This is a genomic window from Serratia ficaria, from assembly GCF_900187015.1.
Taxonomy (GTDB): domain Bacteria; phylum Pseudomonadota; class Gammaproteobacteria; order Enterobacterales; family Enterobacteriaceae; genus Serratia; species Serratia ficaria.
Genome location: NZ_LT906479.1, coordinates 2,419,099 through 2,441,387, shown reverse-complemented (window position 1 = coordinate 2,441,387; position 22,289 = coordinate 2,419,099). Strand labels below are relative to the sequence as shown.

Sequence of the window (22,289 nt, the reverse complement as noted above, 5' to 3'; positions counted from 1 at the left end):
TGCCTATCATGATCGACTCCCGCCTACCGCTTACCGATATCCACCGCCATCTCGACGGCAACATCCGCGCGCAAACCATTCTCGACCTTGGCCGCCGGTTCAACCTCGCGCTGCCCGCGGACGAACTGGAGGCGCTGCGCCCGCACGTGCAGATCACCCATGCCGAACCGGATCTGGTCAGCTTCCTGCAGAAGCTGGACTGGGGCGTGGCGGTGCTGGGCGACCTGGAGGCCTGCCGCCGCGTCGCCTACGAAAACGTCGAAGATGCCGCCAACGCCGGCCTGCACTACGCCGAGCTGCGTTTCTCGCCGTACTACATGGCGATGAAACACCGGCTGCCGGTGGCCGGCGTGGTAGAAGCGGTGATCGACGGCGTTCGTTCCGGCAGCCGCGACCGCGGCATCGATATTCGTCTGATTGGCATCATGAGCCGCACCTTCGGCGAGGCCGCCTGCCTGCAGGAGCTGGAGGGCCTGCTGGCGCACCGCGACGGCATTACCGCGCTGGATCTGGCGGGCGATGAGCTCGGCTTTCCCGGCAGCCTGTTCCTCAGCCACTTCAACCGCGCGCGCGACGCCGGCCTGCGCATCACGGTGCATGCCGGCGAAGCCGCCGGCCCGGAGAGCATCTGGCAGGCGATCCGCGAGCTGGGCGCCGAGCGTATCGGCCACGGAGTGAAGGCCATCGAAGATCCGGCGTTGATGGATTTCCTGGCGGAGCACGCGATCGGCATCGAATCCTGCCTGACGTCCAACATTCAAACCAGCACCGTGCCGTCGCTGGCGCAGCACCCGTTGGCCCAGTTCCTGCGCCATGGCGTGCTGGCGTCGATCAACACCGACGATCCGGCGGTTCAGGGCATCGAGATCGAACACGAATACCTCGTCGCCGCGCCGCAGGCCGGGCTGACGCCGGCGGAGATCCGCACCGCGCAGGAAAACGGCCTGAAAATGGCGTTCCTCAGCGAGCGGGAAAAGCAGGCCCTGCGCGACAAAGTGCAAGCCTGATGGCAATGGGCGCGAAAATCGCGCCCATGTTTCATTTCGCCGTCAGCGCTTCCGCTTCCGCCCGCTGTTTGGCGGTTTTACGCGCATAGCGCTGCGCCAGCACCGCGCACACCATCAGCTGCACCTGATGGAAAATCATCAGCGGCAGCACCATCGCCCCCACCGCCGCGGCCGGGAACAGCACGTTGGCCATCGGAATGCCGTTCGCCAGGCTCTTTTTGGAGCCGCAAAACACGATGGTGATCTCGTCGGCGGTATCGAAGCCCAGCCAGCGCGCGGTGTAGGTGTTGATGATCAATACCACCGTCAGCAGCACCAGCGACATCACCAGAATGGTCAGCAGCGACCAGCCGTCGATCCGCTGCCAAATGCCTTCCACCACCGCCGCGCTGAAGGCGGTATACACCACCAGCAGTATCGATGACCGGTCAGTGAGATTGATCAGCTTGCGGTGGCGATCGACCCATTTGCCGATCAGCGGCCGCGCCAGATGGCCGATGACGAACGGCACCATCAGCTGCAGAACTATCGAACCGATGGCGTGCAGCACGTCGGTGTTGCCGCCCTGGGTATGCATCAGCGCGCCCACCAGCAACGGCGACAGGAACACGCCGAGAATGCTGGAGGCCGAGGCGCTGCAGATCGCCGCCGCCACGTTGCCGCCCGCCGCCGAGGTAAAGGCGATGGCCGACTGCACCGTCGCCGGCAGCGCGCACAGGTAGAGGAAGCCGAGGTAAACCGTCGGCGTCATCAGGCCCGGCACCATCAGGTTCATCGCCAGCCCCAGCAGCGGGAACAGCGCAAAGGTGCTGAGAAACACCACCAGGTGCAGCTTCCAGTGGCTCATGCCGGCGATGATCGCCTCGCGCGACAGCTTGGCGCCGTGCATAAAGAACAGCAACGCAATGGCGGCGGTGGTCAGACGCTCAAAAAAGGTTTTCCATATCCCTTCGCAGGGGAATACCGACGCGACCGCCACCACCAGAATCAAAACCAGCAAAAATTTATCAATACGCAGACGCTGCAACCAGGACATTAAGCGGATTTCCTTGCATTAAACGATAAAAAGGCCCGGCGCAGCGCCGGGCCGACAACGGAGGGCCATGCTCAGGCCACCGGCAGCGCCTGCTGCCGGCGGGCCGATTCGATGCCCAGTTCGATCAGTTCCATCACCGCGATGGCCTCGGCGGCCGGCACCGGATTATCTCCCGCGCCGGTGATGGCGTCGCGGATGGCGGCGTAATAGGCCGGGTAATTGCCGGGAACGTTCAGCAGCGGCTGCTCGGCCAGCAGGTCACCACGTGACAGCGTCACCACGCCGTCGCGCATATCGTACCCCCAGTCGGCCTGCGGCAAGCGTTCGCCGGCCTTCAGCCGGTCCTCCTGCGGATCCAGCCCGAATTTGATATAGCTGCCGCGGGTGCCGTGCACAATATAGCGGGCGCTTTCCGCCGCCGCCAACATCGTGGCGTGCAGCACCACCCGACGCTGGCCGTAGTTGAGCAGCGCATGGAAGTAATCCGCCGCCCGGGCGTCGGGCCGCAGCTCGCCCAGATCGACCAGCAGCCGGTCGGGCTTGCCGAACAGCTGCAGCGCCTGATCGAGCAGGTGCGGCCCCAGATCGTACCAGATGCCGCTGCCGGCGCCGCCCTGTTCGCGCCAGCGCTGGCGCACTTCTGGCCGGAAACGGTCAAAGTGGGATTCGAAGTAAACCACTTCGCCCAGGGAACCGTCCTTCAGCAGCGCCTTGAGGGTCAGAAAATCGCTGTCCCAGCGGCGGTTGTGAAACACCGAAAGCAGCAGACCGCTCTGTTGCGCCTGCTGCCGCAGGGCCTGCGCCTGTGACAGGGTCAGGGTAAAGGGTTTGTCCACCACCACGTGCTTGCCGGCGGCCAGCGCCTGTTGCGCCAGCGGATAGTGGGTGTCGTTGGGGGTGGGAATGACGATCAAATCGATCGAGGGGTCGTCGAACAGCGCCTGCGCCTCGCCGACCACCGGCATCGACGGCCAGTCGGCGTGCACTTTTCCGGCATCGCTGCTGGCAACCGCCGCCAACGCCAGGCCCGGGGTGCCGGCGATCAACGGCGCATGAAAGGTTTTGCCGGCGTAGCCGTAGCCGACCAGCCCGACGCGAATGTTCTCAGCCATGGTGTTTCCTCTACAGGTTACTGACTCCAGACAGACCCTGTCGATTTGACACCATGACGCCGGACGGAACAAGAAGTAAATTAAATGTTAATTCGAGGCGGCGCGCGCCGGTTCGCGCTGATTTTTCGCCGGGTAGTTGATCTCCAGGCTGCGGCGCCGGAAATCGCTTGGGCTGACGCCCACCCGTTTGCGGAACACCCGCGAGAAATAGAGCTGGTCGTCATACCCCACCACCCGGCCGATGGTGGCGATCGATTCCTGAGTGGTCTGCAGCAGCAGCTTGGCGCGGATCACCCGCTGGTCCTCGCGCCAGCGCAGGATATTGATGCCCACCTGTTCGCGGAATAAATGCGCCAGCCGCGACGGCGACAGGCAGACGTGGCGCGCGACTTCGTCGATGCGCAGCTCGCCGGCCAGGTTGCCGGTAATGAACTGGCAGGCTTCAATCACGCGCGGATCCATGATCTTCTGCGGGCTGAGCGGATCCTCCTCCATCGCCCGCAGCAGCAGCCGCTCCAGCAGGTTCATTCCCAGCTCTTCGGCGAAGCGGCGGCCGGAACGCTGGGTGTGTTCGATATTGGCGAACAGCCGGTCGAATTCCAGCAGCAGGTTGCTGTTCGGCAGCGTCAGCCGCCCCACCTGATGCGCCTTGCTGTGCCACTCCAGCCAATCGGCCCAGTAGGCGCGCGGGCGGAAATAGACCCAGCGGTGATACCAACAGTCGCTGTCCGGCGAACGGCCGTAATAATGCGCCGCCTTGGGCGGGAACAGCAGCAGATCGCCCGGGTTGCAGTACAGGGTGTCTTCGCCGTCGAACACCTTGCCCTGGCCCTTGATGGTCAAATTGAGGATATAGCCCTTCATGCCGCCGGGACGGTCGATAAAGAAATCCAGCGGGCCGTCGGCCACGATCGGCGTCAGTCCGGCCACCAGATAGGCGTTGAAGGTGTATCCCGGCAGCAGCGGGTTGGGCTGCGGTTCCTGAGCCATGCGATGGTACATCGGTCCTCCTCAAGTGGCTTGCGTAACGACCCTATGGCCGGTGGATGTCACGTTGCGGCCCCGGCGCCGGCAAGGCGGCGGGTATCAACCAGTGTATCGGCCCGGCGGATTACTGCGCGGGCCGATGGCGGAACTGTGAGCCGCCAGACGCTTTGCCTAGGCCGCTCGCTTGGCTTTCTGTTTGTAGCGGTCGAAGATCACCGCCGCCAGCAGGATCACCCCGCGCACCACGTACTGCGAGAACGGCGAGATATTCAGCAGGTTCATGGCGTTTTCCACCGTGCCGAGGATCAGGATGCCGGCGATCACATACGAGATCTTGCCGATGCCGCCTTTCAGCGACACCCCACCCAGCACGCAGGCGGAGATGACGATCAGCTCATAGCCGATCGAGGTCATCGGCTGGCCGCTGGTCATGCGCGAAGCCAAAATGATGCCGGCGGCGGCCGATACCAGCCCGGACAGCACGAAGATCACAATCTTGGTGCGCACCACCGGCACGCCGGCCAGCCGCGCCGCCTCTTCGTTGCCGCCGATCGCCAGCGTATTGCGGCCGAAGGTGGTCTTGTTCAGCAGAAAACCGAACAGGATCAGGCAGGCGACGGTGATCCAGATCGGCGCCGGCAGGCCCAGCCAGTTGGCGTAGCCGAGGGTGAAGAAACGCTCATCTTCGATGCCGACCGCCTTGCCGTCGGAGATGATATAAGCCAGCCCGCGGAAAATTTGCATGGTGGCCAGGGTGGTGATCAGCGCGTTGATCTTCAGGCGCGCGATGACGAAGCCGTTGATCAGTCCGGACGCCACGCCGAGCAGCAAACCGGCGGCGACGCCGATCCACAGGCTTTCGGTCAGGTTGATCACCACCGCGGTGGTGACCCCGGCGCAGGCGATCACCGAAGCGACCGACAGGTCGAAGTCGCCGGAGGCCAGGCAGAACAGCATGCCGCAGGCCACCATGCCGGACATCGAGATCGCCAGCCCCAGCCCTTTCATGTTGATGAAGCTGCCGAAATTGGGCACCAGCAGCACGCAGGCGATAAACAGCACCGCGAACACCACCAGCATGCCGTAGCTGTCCCAGATGCGCGCCAGCCCCAGGCCGCCGCGGTTCTTCACGGAATTGGTCGTCATGGTCGACATCTCTTTCTCCTTCACAGTCGGGCCACCGTCGCCGTGGCGTCCGGGGCGATATCGGGGGTGCGCAGCATCGCCAGGCTGAGCGCCTGTTCCTCGCTGGCGCCGTGGTGCGGCAGTTCACCGGCGATGGCGCCTTCGCGCATCACGATGACGCGGTCCGCCAGCCCCAGCACCTCCGGCAGGTCGCTGGAGGCGAACAGCACCGCGATGCCCTGCTGCGCCAGCTGGTAAATCACGTGGTAGATCTCGTGCTTGGCGCCGACGTCGATGCCGCGCGTCGGCTCGTCCAGCAGGATCACCTTCATTTCCTCCGACAGCCAGCGGCCCAGAATGGCCTTCTGCTGGTTGCCGCCGGAGAGGTTCATGATCAGCTGTTCGGCGCTGGGCGTTTTGATGTTCAGCGCGCGGATATGATGCTGCGCGTTGCTGACTTCCCAACCGTTGTTGATCAGGCAGCCGGCGCGAATGCTTTTGCGCCGCGCGCTGATGTTGATGTTGTCGCGCACCGAATGCACCGGGATGATGCCGTCCGCCTTGCGATCCTCCGGGCACAGCATGATGCCGGCGCGGATGGCGTCGATCGGCGAACGCACCGCCAGCGCCTGGCCGTCGAGCGTCAGGCGGCCGCCGCGCACCCGGGTGGCGCCGAAAATGCCCTTCATCAATTCGCTGCGCCCGGCGCCCACCAGCCCGAACAGCCCGACAATCTCGCCGGCGCGCACGCTGAGGCTGATGGGCGTTTTCACCCCTTGCGCCTGCAGCCGGTCCAGCTGCAGGCGCACCGCGCCCAGCTCTCGCGGCTGGTAGCCATAGACGTCGCCGAGATCGCGCCCGACCATCGCCTGCACCAGCTGAGCGTGATCGACCTGGTTCATGTCGGCGAAGGTGCGCACGTAGCGGCCGTCCTTGAATACCGTAATCGCATCGCTGAGGGCGAAGATTTCCTCCATGCGGTGCGACACGTACAGGATCACCCGCCCTTCGGCGCGCAGCTCGCGGATCACCCGGAACAGCTGTTCTATCTCCCTGGCGGACAACGAACTGGTCGGCTCGTCGAAAGCGATCACCTTGGCGTTGCGCGCCAGCGCCTTGGCGATCTCCACCATCTGCCACTGGCCGATCGACAGGTATTTGAGCGGCGTATCGGGATCGATATCCAGCCCGAGATGTTCCAGCTGCAGCCGCGCCTCGTAGCGCAGCAGTTTGCGATCCACCATGCCGCGCCGGGTCGGCAGTTGGCCCAGGTAGATGTTCTCCGCCACGGTCATTTCCGGCACCAGGTGCAGCTCCTGGTAGATGATCGCCACCCCGGCGTTCAGTGCGTCGGTGGCGTGGGCGAACTGCACCGGCCGCCCGCGAAGATGGATTTCGCCCTGGCTCGGGGCATAGTTGCCGCTGAGAATTTTCAACAGCGTCGACTTGCCGGCGCCGTTCTCGCCCATCAGGGCGTGGACCTGCCCGGCCTGACAGTCGAAGCTGATATCATCCAGCGCCTTAACGCCGGGGAAACTCTTGCCTATGCCTTTGAAAGCCAGATACGGCGTCGTGGCTGTCATCGCGCTGTCCTCATGCTTGCGTTGAAAACGCCGCCCGCGCCAGCAGGCGGCGCACCGGTTACATCAGGCCTTTTTTCTGCAGCTCGGCCTTGAAGTTGTCGCGGGTGATCAGCACCACGTCGGTCACTTCGGTGAACTTCTGCGGTTCGACGCCCTTTTCCACCCAGTCGTGCAGCATCTGGATGCTCTTGTAGCCGTGGATGTCCGGGCTGGGCAGCAGCGAGCCGTAGAAACCGGTGGCCTGCGCCTTGGAGAGTTCGCTCACCGCGTCCACGCCGTTGATGCCGATGCCGATCACGTTCGGCGCCTTGAAGCCCTGGCCTTCGGTGGCGCGCACGCCGCCCAGCACGGTGTTGTCGTTCATGCCGACGATCAGCCAGTTTTTCACTTCCGGATGTTGCACCAGCATCGAGTTGGCGGCGTCGAAGGCGCCGGGAATGTCATTGGACTTGGTCGGCACCCGGTAGATTTGCTTTTCCGGGAAGCCGGCGGCCTTCAGCGCATCCATCGAACCGCCGGTGCGGCGCCGGGCGGTATCCAGCTCATCGGCGGTGATCGCCATCACCGCGGTGTCCGCCACTTTCCAACCGCGCTGGTTCATCTCTTTCCACAGCTCCTGCCCCTGACGCTCGCCGATTTTGGTCGCCGCCATCATCACCAACGGCACGCTGTCCATCGGTTTGCCCTTGGCGGTGACGAACTGATCGTCGACGGCGATCACCTTCAGGTCATAGCTGCGCGCCTTGGCGACGATCGCCGAGCCGAGCTTCGGATCCGGGGTGCAGATGACGAACCCCTTGGCGCCGCTGGCCGCCAGGCTGTCGATGGCGTTCAGGGTCTTCTCGCCGTCCGGCACGGCGATTTTGATCACTTCGAAGCCGAGATCCTTGCCGGCCTTGTCGGCAAACTTCCACTCGGTCTGGAACCAGGGTTCTTCCGGTTGTTTGACCAAAAAGCCCAGCTTCATGGTTTCGGCGGCAGCCGAATGTGACATAACGGCCGCCAGTCCCAGCGCCGCCAGCGCCTTAGTGAATTTATGCATGATGCTCTCCGCGGTGTCGTTCTCGTTGGCGGGGAAAATGCCGCCACTGTGAAAACGTTATCATTAGGGTATCTGTGGTCGGATAAGCGCTTATGCTGCGCTATTGACCGACGTAAAGAGTAAGACGGAATAAGTTTTAGCGGGAATTTGTTGCCGAAATGTAGAGCGCTATCACATCCAGGGATTACAGCAGATATGTGCATATATTTAGCCGATTCGGCCAAGCGGCGACATTTGACAGCCATCACAAAACCGCTGGCCGAAGCAGAAAAGTGCATACTTCCAGCCAATGGATCCTCACGCCGGCGGCCCGCACGCTCCTATCGTTAACCCCTGTGTAACAACCGATAAGGAGTCAGCATCATGACCGCAGGCGCTATCGCCCTGGGATTGGACTTCGGCAGTGATTCGGTACGGGCGCTGGCGGTGGATTGCCACAGCGGCCGCGAACTGGATACCGAAGTGGTGTATTACCCGCGCTGGCAGCGCGGCGAATTCTGCGACGCCGCGGAAAACCGCTTCCGCCACCACCCGCTCGACTATATCGACGCCATGGAGCAGGCGATCGTCGCGGTGGTGCAGCGCATGCCGCCGGCCAGGCGACTGCAGGTGGCGGGCATCGGCGTCGACTCCACCGGCTCCACCCCGGCGCCGATCGACCAACAGGGCCGGGTGCTGGCGCTGCGGCCCGAGTTCGCCGCCAACCCGAACGCCATGTTCGTGTTGTGGAAGGACCACACCGCCGTCGACGAGGCCGACGCCATCAACCGCCTGTGCCGCAGCGGCGAGTTCCCTGACTATTCGCGCTATATCGGCGGCGTTTATTCGTCGGAATGGTTCTGGGCCAAGATACTGCACGTTTCGCGCCAGGACGCCGAGGTGCGGCGCGCCGCCGCCTCCTGGGTGGAGCTGTGCGACTGGGTGCCGGCGCTGCTGTCCGGCACCACCGCGCCCGACCGGCTGAAGCGCGGCCGCTGCAGCGTCGGCCACAAAACCCTGTGGCATCCCGACTGGGGCGGCCTGCCGCCGAAGGCGTTTTTCGCCGCGCTGGATCCGCTGCTGGTAGAGGACTTGCCCTGGCCGCTGTTTACCGAGGCGCAGACCGCCGATCTGCCGGTCGGCACGCTGACCGCCGAGTGGGCCGCACGGCTGGGGCTGCCGCAGAGCGTGGTGCTGTCCGGCGGCGCCTTCGACTGCCATATGGGCGCGGTGGGCGCCGGCGCTCAGCCCTATACGCTGGTCAAGGTGATCGGCACCTCCACCTGCGACATCCTGATCGCCGACCCTCAGCGGGTTGACGGCCGCGCCATCGAGGGCATCTGCGGCCAGGTCGACGGCAGCGTGGTGCCTGGCATGATCGGGCTGGAAGCCGGGCAATCGGCCTTCGGCGACATGTATGCCTGGTTCAGCCGCCTGCTGAGCTGGCCGCTGCGCGAAGCGGCGAAAAACCAGCCGGCGCTGGCGCCGCAGCTGCGGCAGATAGAAGCCGACCTGCTGACCGACCTCACCGACGCCTGGGCCCGCGCCCCTTCCCTCGATCACCTGCCGGTGGTGCTGGACTGGTTCAACGGCCGTCGCACCCCTTACGCCAATCAGCGCCTGAAAGGCGTGATTGCCGAGCTGAATCTCGGCACCGAGGCGCCGGCGCTGTTCGGCGGTTTTATCGCCGCCACCGCCTTCGGCGCCCGCGCCATCATGGAGTGCTTCGAACGGCAGCGGATCCCGGTCGACAACGTGCTGGCGATGGGCGGCATCGCCCGTAAATCGCCGGCGATCATGCAGGCCTGCGCCGACGTGATGAATCGCCCGCTGCAGATTGTCGCCTCCGACCAATGCTGCGCGCTGGGCGCGGCGATCTTCGCCGCCGTCGCCGCCGGCTGCTTCGCCGACGTGCCCGCCGCGCAGCGGCGAATGGCCTGCGGCATCGAACGCACGCTGCAACCGGACGCCCGGCGCGCGGCGCGCTATCAGCAGCTTTATCAAAACTACCAGCGCTGGTGCCGGGCGGCCGAGCCGCGCTACGCCGCCGCTGACCACGCCTAACCACCGATACTCAGGAGTCTTTGATGGACGCATTCAAGCAGCTCGAAGTCTGGTTCGCCGTCGGCAGCCAGCATCTGTATGGCCCGGCGACCTTGCAACAGGTCAGGGCCCACGCCGAACAGGTGGTGGCCAGCCTCAATAGCGAGGCCGGATTGCCGGTGAAGCTGGTGCTGAAGCCGCTGGTCACCACGCCGGATGAAATCACCGCCCTGTGCCGGGAAGCCAACTACGCGCAGAACTGCATCGGCATTGTCACCTGGCTGCACACCTTCTCGCCGGCCAAGATGTGGATAGCCGGGCTGACGCAGCTCGACAAACCGCTGTTGCAATTCCATACCCAGTTCAACGCCGAAGTGCCGTGGGACAGCATGGACATGGACTTCATGAACCTCAATCAAACCGCCCACGGCGGCCGGGAGTTCGGCTTCATCGGCGCGCGCATGCGCCAGCAGCACAGCGTGATCGCCGGCCACTGGCGCGACGGCGAAGCGCAACGGCGCATCGGCCAGTGGATGCGCGTCGCCGCCGCCAGGCAGGAAAGCCGGCAACTGAAGGTGGCGCGCTTTGGCGACAATATGCGCGAAGTGGCGGTAACCGAAGGCGATAAGGTCGGCGCGCAAATCCAGTTCGGTTATTCGGTCAGCGCCTACGGCATCGGCGATCTGGTCGGCGCGATCGATGAAATTGGCCGCGGCGAGGTGGATGCGCTGATAGAAGAGTATGAGGCCAGCTATATTCTGAGCGCGGCGGCGCAGCACGGCGGCGCCAAACGCGAGGATCTGCTGGACGCGGCGCGCATCGAACTGGGCATGAAGCGCTTCCTCGAGCGGGGCGGTTTCCACGCTTTCACCACCAACTTTGAAGATCTGCACGGCATGAAGCAGCTACCGGGGCTGGCGGTGCAGCGCCTGATGCAGCAGGGCTACGGCTTCGGCGGCGAAGGCGACTGGAAGACCGCCGCGCTGCTGCGCATTCTCAAGGTGATGGCCGGCGGGCTGCAGGGCGGCACTTCCTTTATGGAGGATTACACTTATCACTTCCAGCCGGGCAACGATCTGGTGGTCGGTTCGCACATGCTGGAGGTGTGTCCGTCGATCGCCAAAGAGGCGAAGCCGCTGCTGGACATCCAGCCGCTGGGCATCGGCGGCAAGGCCGATCCGGCGCGCCTGATCTTCTCCACCCCGGCCGGCCCGGCAGTCAACGCCAGCCTGATCGACATGGGCGACCGTTTCCGCCTGCTGGTCAATCAGGTTGATACCGTCGAACAGCCGCAGCCGTTGCCCAAACTGCCGGTGGCGCGCGCCATCTGGCGGGCCCAGCCCAGCCTGGCCACCGCCGCCGAGGCGTGGATCCTGGCGGGCGGCGCGCACCACACCGTGTTCTCTCAGGCGCTGGACGCCGATATGCTGCGGCTGTACGCCGACATGCACAACGTCGAATTCCTGCTGATCGACAACGCCACCACGCTGCCGGCGTTCAAAAATGAAATCCGCTGGAACGAAGCCTACTATCAGCTCAACCGCCGTTAATCCGCCGGCGGCCGGTGTGAAAACCGGCCGCCGGTAGCCAAACGTGCTGCCCGCCCCGCTTTGCCGCCCGCCATCCGCTTGATACTGATGACGAAGCCCGCATTAACCGCTAAGCTATGCCGCCTGTTACCTCTGTTTCATTCAGGAAGCCGTTTATGTCTCAAGCTGAATACACCCGTATCGGCGGTTGGTTGCTGGCCCCGATGGCCTATCTGATCGTCACCCTGCTCAGCGCCAGCCTGATGCTGCTCCTGTACGCCATGGCGATCTTCATGCCGGAATCGCGTGAATATCTGCTGACCAACGCCCAGGCGTTCACCCTGCAATGGTATTTTTCGGTGCTGACCACCCTGGCGATGTGGTGTTTCACCCTGTGGCTGCTGTGGCTGTTCTGCCAGCGCTCGCGGCGTTTCCCGAAACTGTTCCTGCTGTGGCTGCTGGTGACCGTGGTGCTGGCGATCAAGGCCTTCGCCTTTGCGCCGGTGCCGGATGAAGTGGCGGTGCGCAGCCTGGGTTGGCCGCTGCTGATGGCGGCGCTGCTGGTGCCCTACATCAAACGCTCCCAGCGGGTAAAAGGCACCTTTACCGAGGGTTGAGCGCGCTGTAGCACGTTTTATGCGAATAATTGTGTAAATTTTCGCCAAAAATAGCCAAAAAGGGCAATACCCCTGCTATTCATATGTTGTCGTCCGGCCGCCGATTCCCGATAATAGGCGGCTTTTATTTTTTTAGGCATCGCAATGACCGAATACCTGCTCCTGTTTGTCGGCACCGTACTGGTGAACAACTTCGTCCTGGTGAAGTTTCTTGGCCTGTGCCCGTTCCTCGGCGTATCCAAGAAGCTGGAAAGCGCCATCGGCATGGGGATGGCCACCACCTTCGTGATGACGCTGGCCTCCGTCAGCGCCTGGGTGATCAACACCTTTATTCTGGTTCCGCTGGATCTGGTGTACCTGCGTACGCTGTCGTTCATTCTGGTGATCGCCGTGGTGGTGCAATTCACCGAGATGGTGGTGCGTAAAACCAGCCCGGCGCTGTACCGCCTGCTGGGCATCTTCCTGCCGCTGATCACCACCAACTGCGCGGTGCTCGGCGTGGCGCTGCTCAACATCAACCTCGGCTACAACTTCCTGCAGTCTGCGGTGTATGGCTTCAGCGCCGCCGCCGGCTTCTCGCTGGTGATGGTGCTGTTCGCCGCCATTCGCGAACGTCTGGCGGTGGCCGACGTTCCCGCTCCGTTCCGCGGTTCGTCGATCGCGTTGATCACCGCCGGGCTGATGTCGCTGGCCTTTATGGGCTTTACCGGGCTGGTGAAATTCTAATGAGTGCGTTGTGGATCGCTATCGCGGCACTGAGCGCGCTCGGTTTGCTGTTCGGTCTGGTGCTGGGCTACGCCGCGCGCCGCTTCGAGGTGGAAGAGGATCCGGTCGCCGAGCAGGTCGACGAGATCCTGCCGCAGAGCCAGTGCGGCCAGTGCGGCTACCCCGGCTGCCGCCCCTATGCCGAAGCGGTGGCCAACGGCGAGATGATCAACAAATGCGCGCCGGGCGGCGAACAGGTGATGCTGAAGCTGGCTGAGCTGCTCAACGTCGAACCGCAGCCATTGGGCAGCGAAGTCGCCGCCGAACCGGTGCGTAAAGTGGCCTATATCGACGAAGCCAACTGCATCGGCTGCACCAAGTGCATTCAGGCCTGCCCGGTGGACGCCATCGTCGGCGCCACCCGCGCCATGCACACCGTGATTACCGACCTCTGTACCGGCTGCGATCTGTGCGTCGCGCCGTGCCCTACCGACTGTATTGAAATGAAACCGGTCGCCGCCACCACCGCCAACTGGAAGTGGGATATGAAGACGATCCCGGTGCAAGTGATCCACGTGGAGCAACATGCTTAATCTGTTCGCCGCCTTTAAAAAAGACCGGATTTGGGATTTCGACGGCGGGATCCATCCGCCGGAGATGAAGACCCAGTCCAGCGGCGTGCCGCTGCGTGTCGCTCCGTTGCCCGATACCTTCATCATTCCGCTGCAGCAGCACCTGGGGCCGGAAGGCGAACTGTGCGTCAGCCCCGGCGATCGGGTGCTGAAAGGCCAGCCGCTGACCCTGGGCCGCGGCCGCACGGTGCCGGTGCACGCGCCGACTTCCGGCACCGTCAGCGCCATTAAGCCGCATATCACCGCCCACCCCTCCGGGCTGGCCGAGCTGTGCGTGATCATCGAAGCCGACGGTGAAGACCGCTGGTGCGAACGCGAGCCGCTCGCCGATTACCGTCAGCACGGCGCCGCCGAGCTGATTCAGCGCATCCATCAGGCGGGCATCGCCGGGCTGGGCGGCGCGGGCTTCCCGACCGCCAGCAAGCTGCAGGGCGGCATGAGCGGCGTGGAAACGCTGATCCTCAACGCCGCCGAGTGCGAGCCTTATATCACCGCCGACGATCGCCTGATGCGGGAACACGCCGATCAGATCATCGAGGGCACGCAGATCCTGCGCCACCTGCTGCAGCCGAAAATCACCCTGATCGGCATCGAAGACAACAAGCCGGAAGCCATCGCGGCGCTGAAACAGGCGCTGCGCGGCCAAACCGACATCGCGCTGCGGGTGATCCCGACCAAATACCCGTCCGGCGGCGCCAAACAGCTGACCAGGATCCTGACCGGCAAGGAAGTGCCGCACGGCAAACACTCCTCCGCCATCGGCGTGCTGATGCAAAACGTCGGCACCGCTTTCGCCATCAAACGGGCGATCGTCGACGGCGAACCGCTGATTGAACGCGTGGTGACCCTGACCGGCGAGGCGCTGAGCCAACCGGGCAACCTGTGGGCGCGCATCGGCACCCCGGTGCAACACCTGCTGAACTTTGCCGGCTTCCGGCCGCAGGCCCAGCAGATGGTGGTGATGGGCGGCCCGCTGATGGGCTTTACCCTGCCCGCCCTCAACGTGCCGATCGTTAAAATCAGCAACTGCATCCTGGCGCCGACGGTCGACGAAATGGCGCCGCAGGAACAGGAGCAGTCGTGCATCCGCTGCGGCCTGTGCGTGGACGCCTGCCCGGCGGGCCTGTTGCCGCAGCAGCTTTACTGGTTCAGCCGCGGCCAGGAGCACGACAAGGCGCGCAATCACAACCTGTTCGACTGCATCGAGTGCGGCGCCTGCGCCTTCGTGTGCCCCAGCAATATCCCGCTGGTGCAGTATTACCGCCAGGAAAAGGCCGAGATCAAGGCCATCGATCAGGAAGCGGCGCGCACCGCCGAAGCCAAGGCGCGTTACGAAGCCAAACTGGCCCGCCTGGAGCGCGAGAAGCTGGCGCGTGAAGAGCGCCATAAAAAGGCCGCCGTCAAGCTGACCGACAACGATCAGAATGCGGTGCAGGCCGCGCTGGCGCGGGTACGCAGCAAGAATAACGAAGCGGCGGTCGTTACCGTCGACGGCCAGCAGCCGGACAACAGCGAGATGATCGCCGCCCGCGAGGCGCGCAAGGCACAGGCGCGCGAACGCCGCGCTCGGCAGGAAACCCAGGCCGCGCCGGCCGCCGCCGCGCCGGCCGAAGACGAGGATCCGCGCAAGGCTGCGGTTGCGGCGGCCATCGCCCGCGCCAAGGCCAGGAAAGCCGCCGCGCCGGCCGACCCAGCGCCGACGGCGGAAGAAGATCCGCGCAAGGCGGCGGTTGCCGCCGCTCTGGCCCGGGTGAAAACCAAGAAAGCCGCCGCCCAGGCGGACGGCGCCGCGCCGGCCGACCCAGCGCCGACGGCGGAAGAAGATCCGCGCAAGGCGGCGGTTGCCGCCGCTCTGGCCCGGGTGAAAGCCAAGAAAGCCGCCGCCCAGGCGGACGGCGCCGCGCCGGCCGACCCTGCGCCGGCGGCGGAAGAGGATCCGCGCAAGGCCGCAGTTGCCGCCGCTCTGGCCCGGGTGAAGGCCAAAAAAGCCGCCGCCCAGGCGGACGGCGCCGCGCCGGCCGACCCTGCGCCGGCGGCGGAAGAAGAGGATCCGCGCAAGGCCGCGGTTGCGGCGGCCATCGCCCGCGCCAAAGCCAAAAAAGCCGCCCGGGAAACGGCGGCCTCAGACGCGGACAATAAGTGACGGGGTAACGCCTTGCAGGCCGCAAGGCGTTATTCAGTCGATGGAGATCAGATAGGTGTAATCAACTTCAATCTGGCGCATTTTCGATTCCGGCGTCCACTCCTTGAGTTGAATGATCTCCATTTCCATGCTGCCCTTCACCTCATGCCGCAGCCCCGGCATCACATGAGAAATCAGGTAACCGAAAAACTGCAGGCACTCTTTGGCCGAGCCCTGATGGGTGATCGAAATGTACTCGCGCCCCGGAATGTGGATATTGTCGATTTGATGCCCGGAAACGATATCCTTTTTGTTTTCCGGATCGACCGCCATCACGTGGGTCGATGAAAACCCCGCTTCCGCGCCGCTCAGCACCGAATGAATGCTGTAAACCCGGTGGCAGTCCACGTTCAGGCCTTTGAAGAAATCGTTGAAAATCTCATCCTTCATCGCCATGCAGGACGCATGTTCGATTTCCTGCTCGGCGCTGAAGTCCAGCTGGCGCGAGAAACCCACCAGCTGCATGTCCGGCAGCATCAAACGCTTCACTTCCGGGTAGTAGCCCGCGCCGTAGCTGGCTTCGAAATTGAAGCGCGGCATCAGGTTTTTCACGTCCCACTGTTCCATGGAGCGGTAGCGGTTAGGCGTGGTGCCGAAACGCTGCTTGAACATGCGGGTAAAGGTCTGCTGCGAGTCAAATCCCAGCTCGTCGGAAATGTCGATAATGGAACGGCGGGTAATGCGCAACGCCACCGCCGCGCGCGTCAGGATGCGCGAACGGATATAGGTGGCGAGCTGAATGCCGGTAATGCGTTTGAATTTGCGCTGCAGATGCCACTTGGAGTACCCCGAAATGCGGGCGACTTCGTCCAGGTTTGGCCTCTTCTCCAGATGTATCTCAACCCACTCTATTAGCTCTTCAATAAAAAATATGTCTTCATTTGTCATTATTATGCTTTCACTAACTCAGTTATAGTCGGGATAGTAACCTACATGGATTATGCAAAAGTTGTTATTTTGTGCGAAAAAACGTACCAAAAATCACATTCCATTCATGTGGTTATGCCCGTTATCCCGCCGCGACGATTTTGCGCAAATCGTCGCCTCAGGCAGCCAAACTAGCGCATTTTTATGACGGAAAAAAATCCGATCGCGCCATGCCGCGGCATTAGCCCTTACAAAGCGTGCTAAAAACCCAATACCCTTATTATTAAGGCGTACTCCCCCAAGCGCGAATCAGGTAGAATGCCCGGCTATCATTTTTTAACAGCGCCCTGTCGTGCGGCGCGATGAAACTGCCGCAGGCGCGGCAAAGAAGGTGTCGTTACTCTATGAAGTTCAGGCCGGTATCACCCACAGCCGCCAAAGGCTTACACATCGCCAGCTCACCTTTCACCCATAATCAGCAAAGCACCAGCCGTATCATGCTGTGGGTGATGCTGGCCTGTATTCCCGGCATCGCCGCGCAGCTGTGGTTTTTTGGCTACGGCACGCTGATCCAGACCGCATTGGCCATGATCGTCGCGCTGCTGGCGGAAGGCGCCATTCTGGCGCTGCGCAAGCTGCCGGTACGCAGCCGGCTGGCGGACAACTCCGCGCTGCTGACCGCCCTGCTGCTCGGCATCAGCCTGCCGCCGCTGGCGCCCTGGTGGATGATCGTCATCGGCACTTTCTTCGCCATCGTGATCGCCAAGCAGCTGTACGGCGGTTTGGGGCAGAACCCGTTCAACCCGGCGATGGTCGGCTACGTGGTGCTGTTGATCTCATTCCCGGTGCAGATGACCAGTTGGCTGCCGCCGGAGGCGCTGCGCGCCACCGCGCTGTCGTTCCAGGATACGCTGCTGGCCATTTTCAGCGGCCATACCGGCCAGGGCGCCACCATTCATCAGCTGCAGATGGGCTTTGACGGCATCAGCCAGGCGACGCCGCTCGACGGTTTCAAAACCGGCCTGCGCAGCGGCCACAGCGTCGATCAGGTGTTGCAGCAACCGCTGTTCGGCGGCGTGCTGGCGGGGATCGGCTGGCAGTGGGTCAACCTCGGTTTCCTGGCCGGCGGCCTGTTCATGCTGGGGCGCAAGCTGATCCATTGGCAAATTCCGTTCAGCATGCTGGCGGCCATCGCCTTTTGTTCCGGACTGGCCTGGTGGATCGATCCTGCGCAGCAGGCGTCGCCGTTGATCCATCTGTTCTCCGGCGCCAGCATGCTCGGCGCGTTCTTTATCGCCACCGACCCGGTCAGCGCCTCCACCACGCCCAAGGGCCGGCTGATTTACGGCGCGCTGATCGGCGTGCTGGTCTGGCTGATCCGCGTTTATGGCGGCTACCCGGACGGCGTCGCCTTCGCCGTGCTGTTGGCCAACATTACCGTCCCGTTAATCGACCACTACACGCAGCCGCGCGTGTACGGCCATCGCTGAGGAGCCATGATGCTGAAGTCAATGAGAAAGCATGGCACCACGCTGGCGGTGTTTGCCGCGGTGACCACCGGCCTGACCGCGGTGGTCAACGGCCTGACGCAAAAAACCATCGCCCATCAGGCGACGCTGCAGCAAAAAGCGCTGTTCGATCAGGTGGTGCCGCCGGAATACTACGACAACGACATGCAGGCCGAGTGTTTCCTGGTTAGCGATCCGGCGCTGGGCAACGGCGCGCCGCATCGCCTGTATCTGGCGCGCAAGAGCGGCCAACCGAGCGCCGCGGCGCTGGAAACCACCGCGCCGGACGGCTACTCGGGCGCCATTCAGCTGCTGGTCGGCGCCGATTTCAGCGGCACCGTGCTCGGCACCCGGGTGATCGAACACCATGAGACCCCCGGCCTCGGCGACAAGATTGAGCTGCGCATTTCGAACTGGATCGCCTTCTTCAGCGGCCAGAAAATCGAAGGCCCGGACGACAAACGCTGGGCGGTGAAGAAGGACGGCGGCATGTTCGATCAATTCACCGGCGCCACCATCACCCCGCGTGCGGTAGTGAACGCGGTGCGCCGTACGGCGTTGTATATGGAAACGCTGCCGCCTAAACTTGAGAGCTTACCTGCCTGTGGAGCCAGCGAATGAGTGAAGCAAAAGATCTGATTGTCCAGGGGTTGTGGAAAAACAACTCCGCCCTGGTGCAGCTATTGGGGATGTGTCCGCTGCTGGCCGTGACCTCCACCGTGACCAACGCCCTCGGCCTGGGCCTGGCCACCACGCTGGTGCTGGTGCTGACCAACAGCTCCATCTCCGCGGTGCGCCGCTGGGTGCCGAGCGAAGTGCGCATCCCGATCTACGTGATGATCATCGCCGCGGTGGTGAGCATCGTGCAGATGCTGATCAACGCCTACGCCTTCGGCCTGTACCAGTCGCTGGGGATCTTTATTCCGTTGATCGTCACCAACTGCATCGTGGTGGGCCGCGCCGAAGCGGTGGCCGCCAGGAAACCGGTCGGCCTGTCGGCGCTGGATGGCCTGGCCATCGGCCTGGGCGCCACCGGCGTTATGGTGACGCTGGGTTCGATGCGCGAACTGCTGAGCAACGGCACCCTGTTCGACGGCGCCGACATGCTGCTGGGCAGTTGGGCCAAGGTGCTGCGTATCGAAGTGGTGCACTTCGACAGCCCGTTCCTGCTGGCGATGCTGCCGCCGGGCGCCTTTATCGGCCTGGGGCTGCTGCTGGCGGTGAAATACCTGATCGACGAAAAAATGAAGGCGCGCAAGGCTCAGGCCACCGTGAACCCACCCGCGCTGCAGCCGGGACGCGCGGAGAAGGCCTGATGAACAAGCAAAAACGACTGGAAATTCTCACCCGCCTGCGGGACAACAACCCGCACCCGACTACCGAACTGGTGTACACCACGCCGTTTGAGTTGCTGATCGCGGTGCTGCTCTCCGCGCAGGCCACCGACGTCAGCGTCAACAAGGCCACCGCGAAGCTCTATCCGGTCGCCAACACCCCCGCCGCCATGCTGGCGCTGGGCGTCGACGGCGTGAAGGAATACATCAAGACTATCGGCCTGTTCAACAGCAAGGCCGAGAACGTCATTAAAACCTGCCGCATGCTGCTGGAGCTGCACGGCGGTGAAGTGCCGGAAGACCGCGCCGCGCTGGAAGCGCTGCCGGGGGTGGGCCGCAAAACCGCCAACGTGGTGCTCAACACCGCCTTTGGCTGGGCGACCATCGCCGTGGATACCCATATCTTTCGGGTGTGCAACCGCACGCGCTTCGCGCCGGGCAAGAACGTCGATCTGGTGGAGGAGAAGCTGCTGAAAGTGGTGCCCGCCGAGTTCAAGGTCGACTGCCACCACTGGCTGATCCTGCACGGCCGCTATACCTGCATCGCGAGAAAACCGCGTTGCGGCTCCTGCATTATCGAAGACCTGTGCGAGTTTAACGAGAAGGTTTACCCCGACGCCTGATCCTGCGGGCGCCATGTGCGCCCCGTCCCGCCTCTGGCGCTCAGCGCCTTATTTTTTATCAAAAATGTGATATCACGCAGCAGTAACCCCGGCGTTATCGCGGATTTCAGCGAAAATCCCATCTCAGAGTTATTTTCAAGCGGAAAATTAGTTAAAAATTGCGGTCGGCATCACGCTTTAACGATCACAATGCGTTCACAAATGCCAGCCCACCGCGTCTTGTTTTTCATAATTTTGCCAAATCCACTATATGCACAACAATTCAATGGATTATTCACCACCACCACTTCGATGAACCAAAAAAACGCAGCTCAGCAGAATATATCCCTGTTTAAATTTCGTATAGCTTTTAATCGAAATAAAAAATCGGCAAAGCAGACAAACTCAAACGTTAATACTGCATAACATTTGCAACATCGCTGCATAATCCCGCCGCCGTTATATGTAACCGAATATGACAAACTGCTTGCCTCGTTGACAAAGATAGTGAACATTAACCGCCGTCATTCCATCCTATAACAACGCAGAAGGATGCAGTTCCGCATCACCTTTTGCACTTTCCCGTCTGCTTGAGTCGGGCTGCGAAAAAACAGAGGTACCAGTGTCAACAGCAAACAACAACAGCAAACAACCGGAGAGCGTGAGTCTCAACGCCTTCAAACAGCCTAAGGCGTTCTACCTGATCTTCTCGATCGAACTCTGGGAACGCTTCGGTTATTACGGCCTGCAGGGCATCATGGCGGTTTATCTGGTCAAGATGCTTGGCCTGAGCGAAGCCGACTCCATCACCCTGTTCTCTTCTTTCAGCGCGCTGGTGTACGGCTTCGTCGCCATCGGCGGCTGGCTGGGCGACAAGGTGCTGGGCTCCAAGCGCGTGATCGTGCTGGGCGCGCTGGTGCTGGCCGCCGGTTACGCCATGGTGGCCTACTCCGGCCACGAGATCTTCTGGGTTTATCTGGGCATGGCGACCATCGCCGTGGGCAGCGGCCTGTTCAAGGCCAACCCGTCGTCCCTGTTGTCTACCTGCTATGAGAAAGACGACCCGCGTCTCGATGGCGCGTTCACCATGTACTATATGTCGGTGAACATCGGTTCCTTCTTCTCGATGCTGGCCACCCCGTGGCTGGCGGCGAAATACGGCTGGAGCGTCGCCTTCTCCCTCAGCGTGGTGGGCATGCTGATCACTCTGGTCAACTTTATGTTCTGCCACAAGTGGGTGAAACAGCACGGTTCCAAGCCGGACTTCAAGCCGCTGCACCTGCCAAAACTGCTGATGGTGCTGGTCGGCGTGGTCGCGCTGATCCTGGTGTCCAGCTGGCTGCTGCACAACCAGACGATAGCCCGCTGGGCGCTGGCGATCATCTCTGTCGGCATCGTCATCGTGTTCGCCAAAGAGACCTTCGCGCTGCACGGCGCCGCACGCCGCAAGATGATCGTCGCCTTCCTGCTGATGCTGGAAGCGGTGGTATTCTTTGTGCTGTATAGCCAGATGCCGACCTCGCTGAACTTCTTCGCCATCCACAACGTGGAGCACAGCATCCTCGGCATCGCCTTTGAACCCGAGCAGTATCAGGCGCTGAACCCGTTCTGGATCATGCTGGCCAGCCCCATTCTGGCCGCGCTGTACAACAAGATGGGCGACCGCCTGCCGATGCCGCACAAGTTCGCCTTCGGCATGATCCTGTGCTCCTGCGCCTTCCTGGTGCTGCCATGGGGCGCCAGCTTCGCCAACGAACAGGGCATCGTCTCGGTTAACTGGCTGATCCTCAGCTACGCGCTGCAGAGCATCGGCGAGCTGATGATCTCCGGCCTGGGCCTGGCGATGGTGGCGCAGCTGGTGCCGCAACGCCTGATGGGCTTCATCATGGGCTCCTGGTTCCTGACCACCGCCGCCGCCGCGCTGATCGCCGGCAAGGTGGCCGGCCTGACCGCGGTGCCAGGCGACATCAACGATGCGCATGCTTCGCTGGCCATCTACAGCCACGTGTTTATGCAAATCGGCATCGCCACCGCGGCGATCGCCATCCTGATGATGCTGACCGCGCCGAAGCTGTACCGCATGACGCTGGATACCGCCGAAGACGCTAACCAGAAGGCGCAGGAAGCCGCTGCCGCCAACTGATCGCCTCTGGGCGCTAATCATGACCAACGGGGCTTGCCGCCCCGTTTTTTTTTTGCCGTTGCGCCTGGCTCCCCCGGCCTTTCATCGCCGAATTATATAAAAAACAATAAATCATTAATTAATCGTTATTCCAATAATAATGTTCCCATCTGGAATTGTCGTTAAAAATTAATCGGCCATAGCTGATTGACTTTATTACCATTACCCCATCCGCCCTGCAATTAAAAAAATAAATAACATAAACGCATTGACTAAA

19 protein-coding genes are annotated in these 22,289 nt (G+C 62.6%); 12 read left to right on the top strand and 7 right to left on the bottom strand.

Annotated features, from left to right (window positions below; translation table 11 throughout):
* Window positions 1-8 precede the first annotated feature (8 nt).
* Window positions 9-1,007: an adenosine deaminase gene (gene add / locus CKW09_RS11580; protein WP_061795597.1), complete on the top strand. Its 999-nt coding sequence runs from the start codon at window positions 9-11 to the stop codon at window positions 1,005-1,007.
* A 31-nt stretch (window positions 1,008-1,038) separates the two neighbouring features.
* Here add and CKW09_RS11575 read toward each other — a convergent pair whose 3' ends face one another.
* The 6 genes from CKW09_RS11575 to CKW09_RS11550 form a co-directional block, all read right to left on the bottom strand.
* Window positions 1,039-2,043, bottom strand: a complete 1,005-nt coding sequence (locus CKW09_RS11575) for a bile acid:sodium symporter family protein (RefSeq protein WP_061795596.1) — start codon at window positions 2,041-2,043, stop codon at window positions 1,039-1,041.
* Between the two features lie 71 nt (window positions 2,044-2,114).
* Window positions 2,115-3,155 (bottom strand): oxidoreductase, encoded by a 1,041-nt coding sequence (locus CKW09_RS11570; protein ID WP_095097334.1) that lies wholly within the window; start codon window positions 3,153-3,155, stop codon window positions 2,115-2,117.
* Window positions 3,156-3,242: 87 nt separating this feature from the next.
* Window positions 3,243-4,157, bottom strand: coding sequence for an arabinose operon transcriptional regulator AraC (araC, locus tag CKW09_RS11565; protein WP_061795594.1), 915 nt, complete (start codon window positions 4,155-4,157; stop codon window positions 3,243-3,245).
* A gap of 156 nt (window positions 4,158-4,313) precedes the next feature.
* Entirely contained in the window at window positions 4,314-5,288 is a 975-nt protein-coding gene (araH, locus tag CKW09_RS11560; RefSeq protein ID WP_370671110.1) for an L-arabinose ABC transporter permease AraH, read from the bottom strand.
* Window positions 5,289-5,308: 20 nt separating this feature from the next.
* Window positions 5,309-6,850 carry an L-arabinose ABC transporter ATP-binding protein AraG gene (araG, locus tag CKW09_RS11555; protein WP_061795592.1) on the bottom strand — a complete coding sequence of 514 codons (1,542 nt, stop codon included), beginning with the start codon at window positions 6,848-6,850 and terminating at the stop codon, window positions 5,309-5,311.
* 58 nt (window positions 6,851-6,908) lie between these two features.
* Complete coding sequence (locus tag CKW09_RS11550) at window positions 6,909-7,892, bottom strand: arabinose ABC transporter substrate-binding protein (RefSeq protein WP_061795591.1); 984 nt, start codon at window positions 7,890-7,892, stop codon at window positions 6,909-6,911.
* 363 nt (window positions 7,893-8,255) lie between these two features.
* Here CKW09_RS11550 and CKW09_RS11545 point away from each other — a divergent pair, with 363 nt between their 5' ends.
* The 6 genes from CKW09_RS11545 (at window position 8,256) to rsxC (ending at window position 15,540) form a co-directional block, all read left to right on the top strand.
* Window positions 8,256-9,935: a ribulokinase gene (locus CKW09_RS11545; protein WP_061795590.1), complete on the top strand. Its 1,680-nt coding sequence runs from the start codon at window positions 8,256-8,258 to the stop codon at window positions 9,933-9,935.
* Window positions 9,936-9,958: 23 nt separating this feature from the next.
* Entirely contained in the window at window positions 9,959-11,464 is a 1,506-nt protein-coding gene (gene araA / locus CKW09_RS11540) for an L-arabinose isomerase (RefSeq protein WP_061795589.1), read from the top strand.
* Window positions 11,465-11,619: 155 nt separating this feature from the next.
* Window positions 11,620-12,060, top strand: coding sequence for a DUF2569 domain-containing protein (locus tag CKW09_RS11535; protein ID WP_095097331.1), 441 nt, complete (start codon window positions 11,620-11,622; stop codon window positions 12,058-12,060).
* Window positions 12,061-12,204: 144 nt separating this feature from the next.
* On the top strand, window positions 12,205-12,786 hold the full coding sequence (gene rsxA, locus CKW09_RS11530; protein WP_061795587.1) for an electron transport complex subunit RsxA: 582 nt from the start codon (window positions 12,205-12,207) through the stop codon (window positions 12,784-12,786).
* Complete coding sequence (gene rsxB, locus CKW09_RS11525) at window positions 12,786-13,358, top strand: electron transport complex subunit RsxB (RefSeq protein WP_095097328.1); 573 nt, start codon at window positions 12,786-12,788, stop codon at window positions 13,356-13,358. Before rsxA ends, rsxB begins: the two co-directional genes overlap by 1 nt.
* Window positions 13,351-15,540: an electron transport complex subunit RsxC gene (rsxC, locus tag CKW09_RS11520; RefSeq protein ID WP_095097325.1), complete on the top strand. Its 2,190-nt coding sequence runs from the start codon at window positions 13,351-13,353 to the stop codon at window positions 15,538-15,540. The genes rsxB and rsxC overlap by 8 nt, the downstream gene beginning before the upstream one ends.
* Before the next feature lie 33 nt (window positions 15,541-15,573).
* Here rsxC and CKW09_RS11515 read toward each other — a convergent pair whose 3' ends face one another.
* Window positions 15,574-16,467 carry a helix-turn-helix domain-containing protein gene (locus tag CKW09_RS11515; protein WP_095097322.1) on the bottom strand — a complete coding sequence of 298 codons (894 nt, stop codon included), beginning with the start codon at window positions 16,465-16,467 and terminating at the stop codon, window positions 15,574-15,576.
* Between the two features lie 383 nt (window positions 16,468-16,850).
* On the opposite strand from CKW09_RS11515, the gene rsxD reads away from it, so the two are divergent.
* The 5 genes from rsxD (at window position 16,851) to dtpA (ending at window position 22,033) form a co-directional block, all read left to right on the top strand.
* Window positions 16,851-17,936 (top strand): electron transport complex subunit RsxD, encoded by a 1,086-nt coding sequence (gene rsxD, locus CKW09_RS11510; protein WP_061795583.1) that lies wholly within the window; start codon window positions 16,851-16,853, stop codon window positions 17,934-17,936.
* Window positions 17,937-17,945: 9 nt separating this feature from the next.
* Window positions 17,946-18,575, top strand: a complete 630-nt coding sequence (gene rsxG, locus CKW09_RS11505; RefSeq protein WP_061795682.1) for an electron transport complex subunit RsxG — start codon at window positions 17,946-17,948, stop codon at window positions 18,573-18,575.
* A complete protein-coding gene (locus CKW09_RS11500; RefSeq protein ID WP_061795582.1) occupies window positions 18,572-19,270 on the top strand; it encodes an electron transport complex subunit E in 699 nt (232 codons plus the stop codon). Before rsxG ends, CKW09_RS11500 begins: the two co-directional genes overlap by 4 nt.
* Window positions 19,270-19,911 (top strand): endonuclease III, encoded by a 642-nt coding sequence (gene nth, locus CKW09_RS11495; protein ID WP_061795581.1) that lies wholly within the window; start codon window positions 19,270-19,272, stop codon window positions 19,909-19,911. The genes CKW09_RS11500 and nth overlap by 1 nt, the downstream gene beginning before the upstream one ends.
* 601 nt (window positions 19,912-20,512) lie before the next feature.
* Window positions 20,513-22,033 (top strand): dipeptide/tripeptide permease DtpA, encoded by a 1,521-nt coding sequence (gene dtpA / locus CKW09_RS11490; RefSeq protein ID WP_061795580.1) that lies wholly within the window; start codon window positions 20,513-20,515, stop codon window positions 22,031-22,033.
* Window positions 22,034-22,289: the final 256 nt, after the last annotated feature.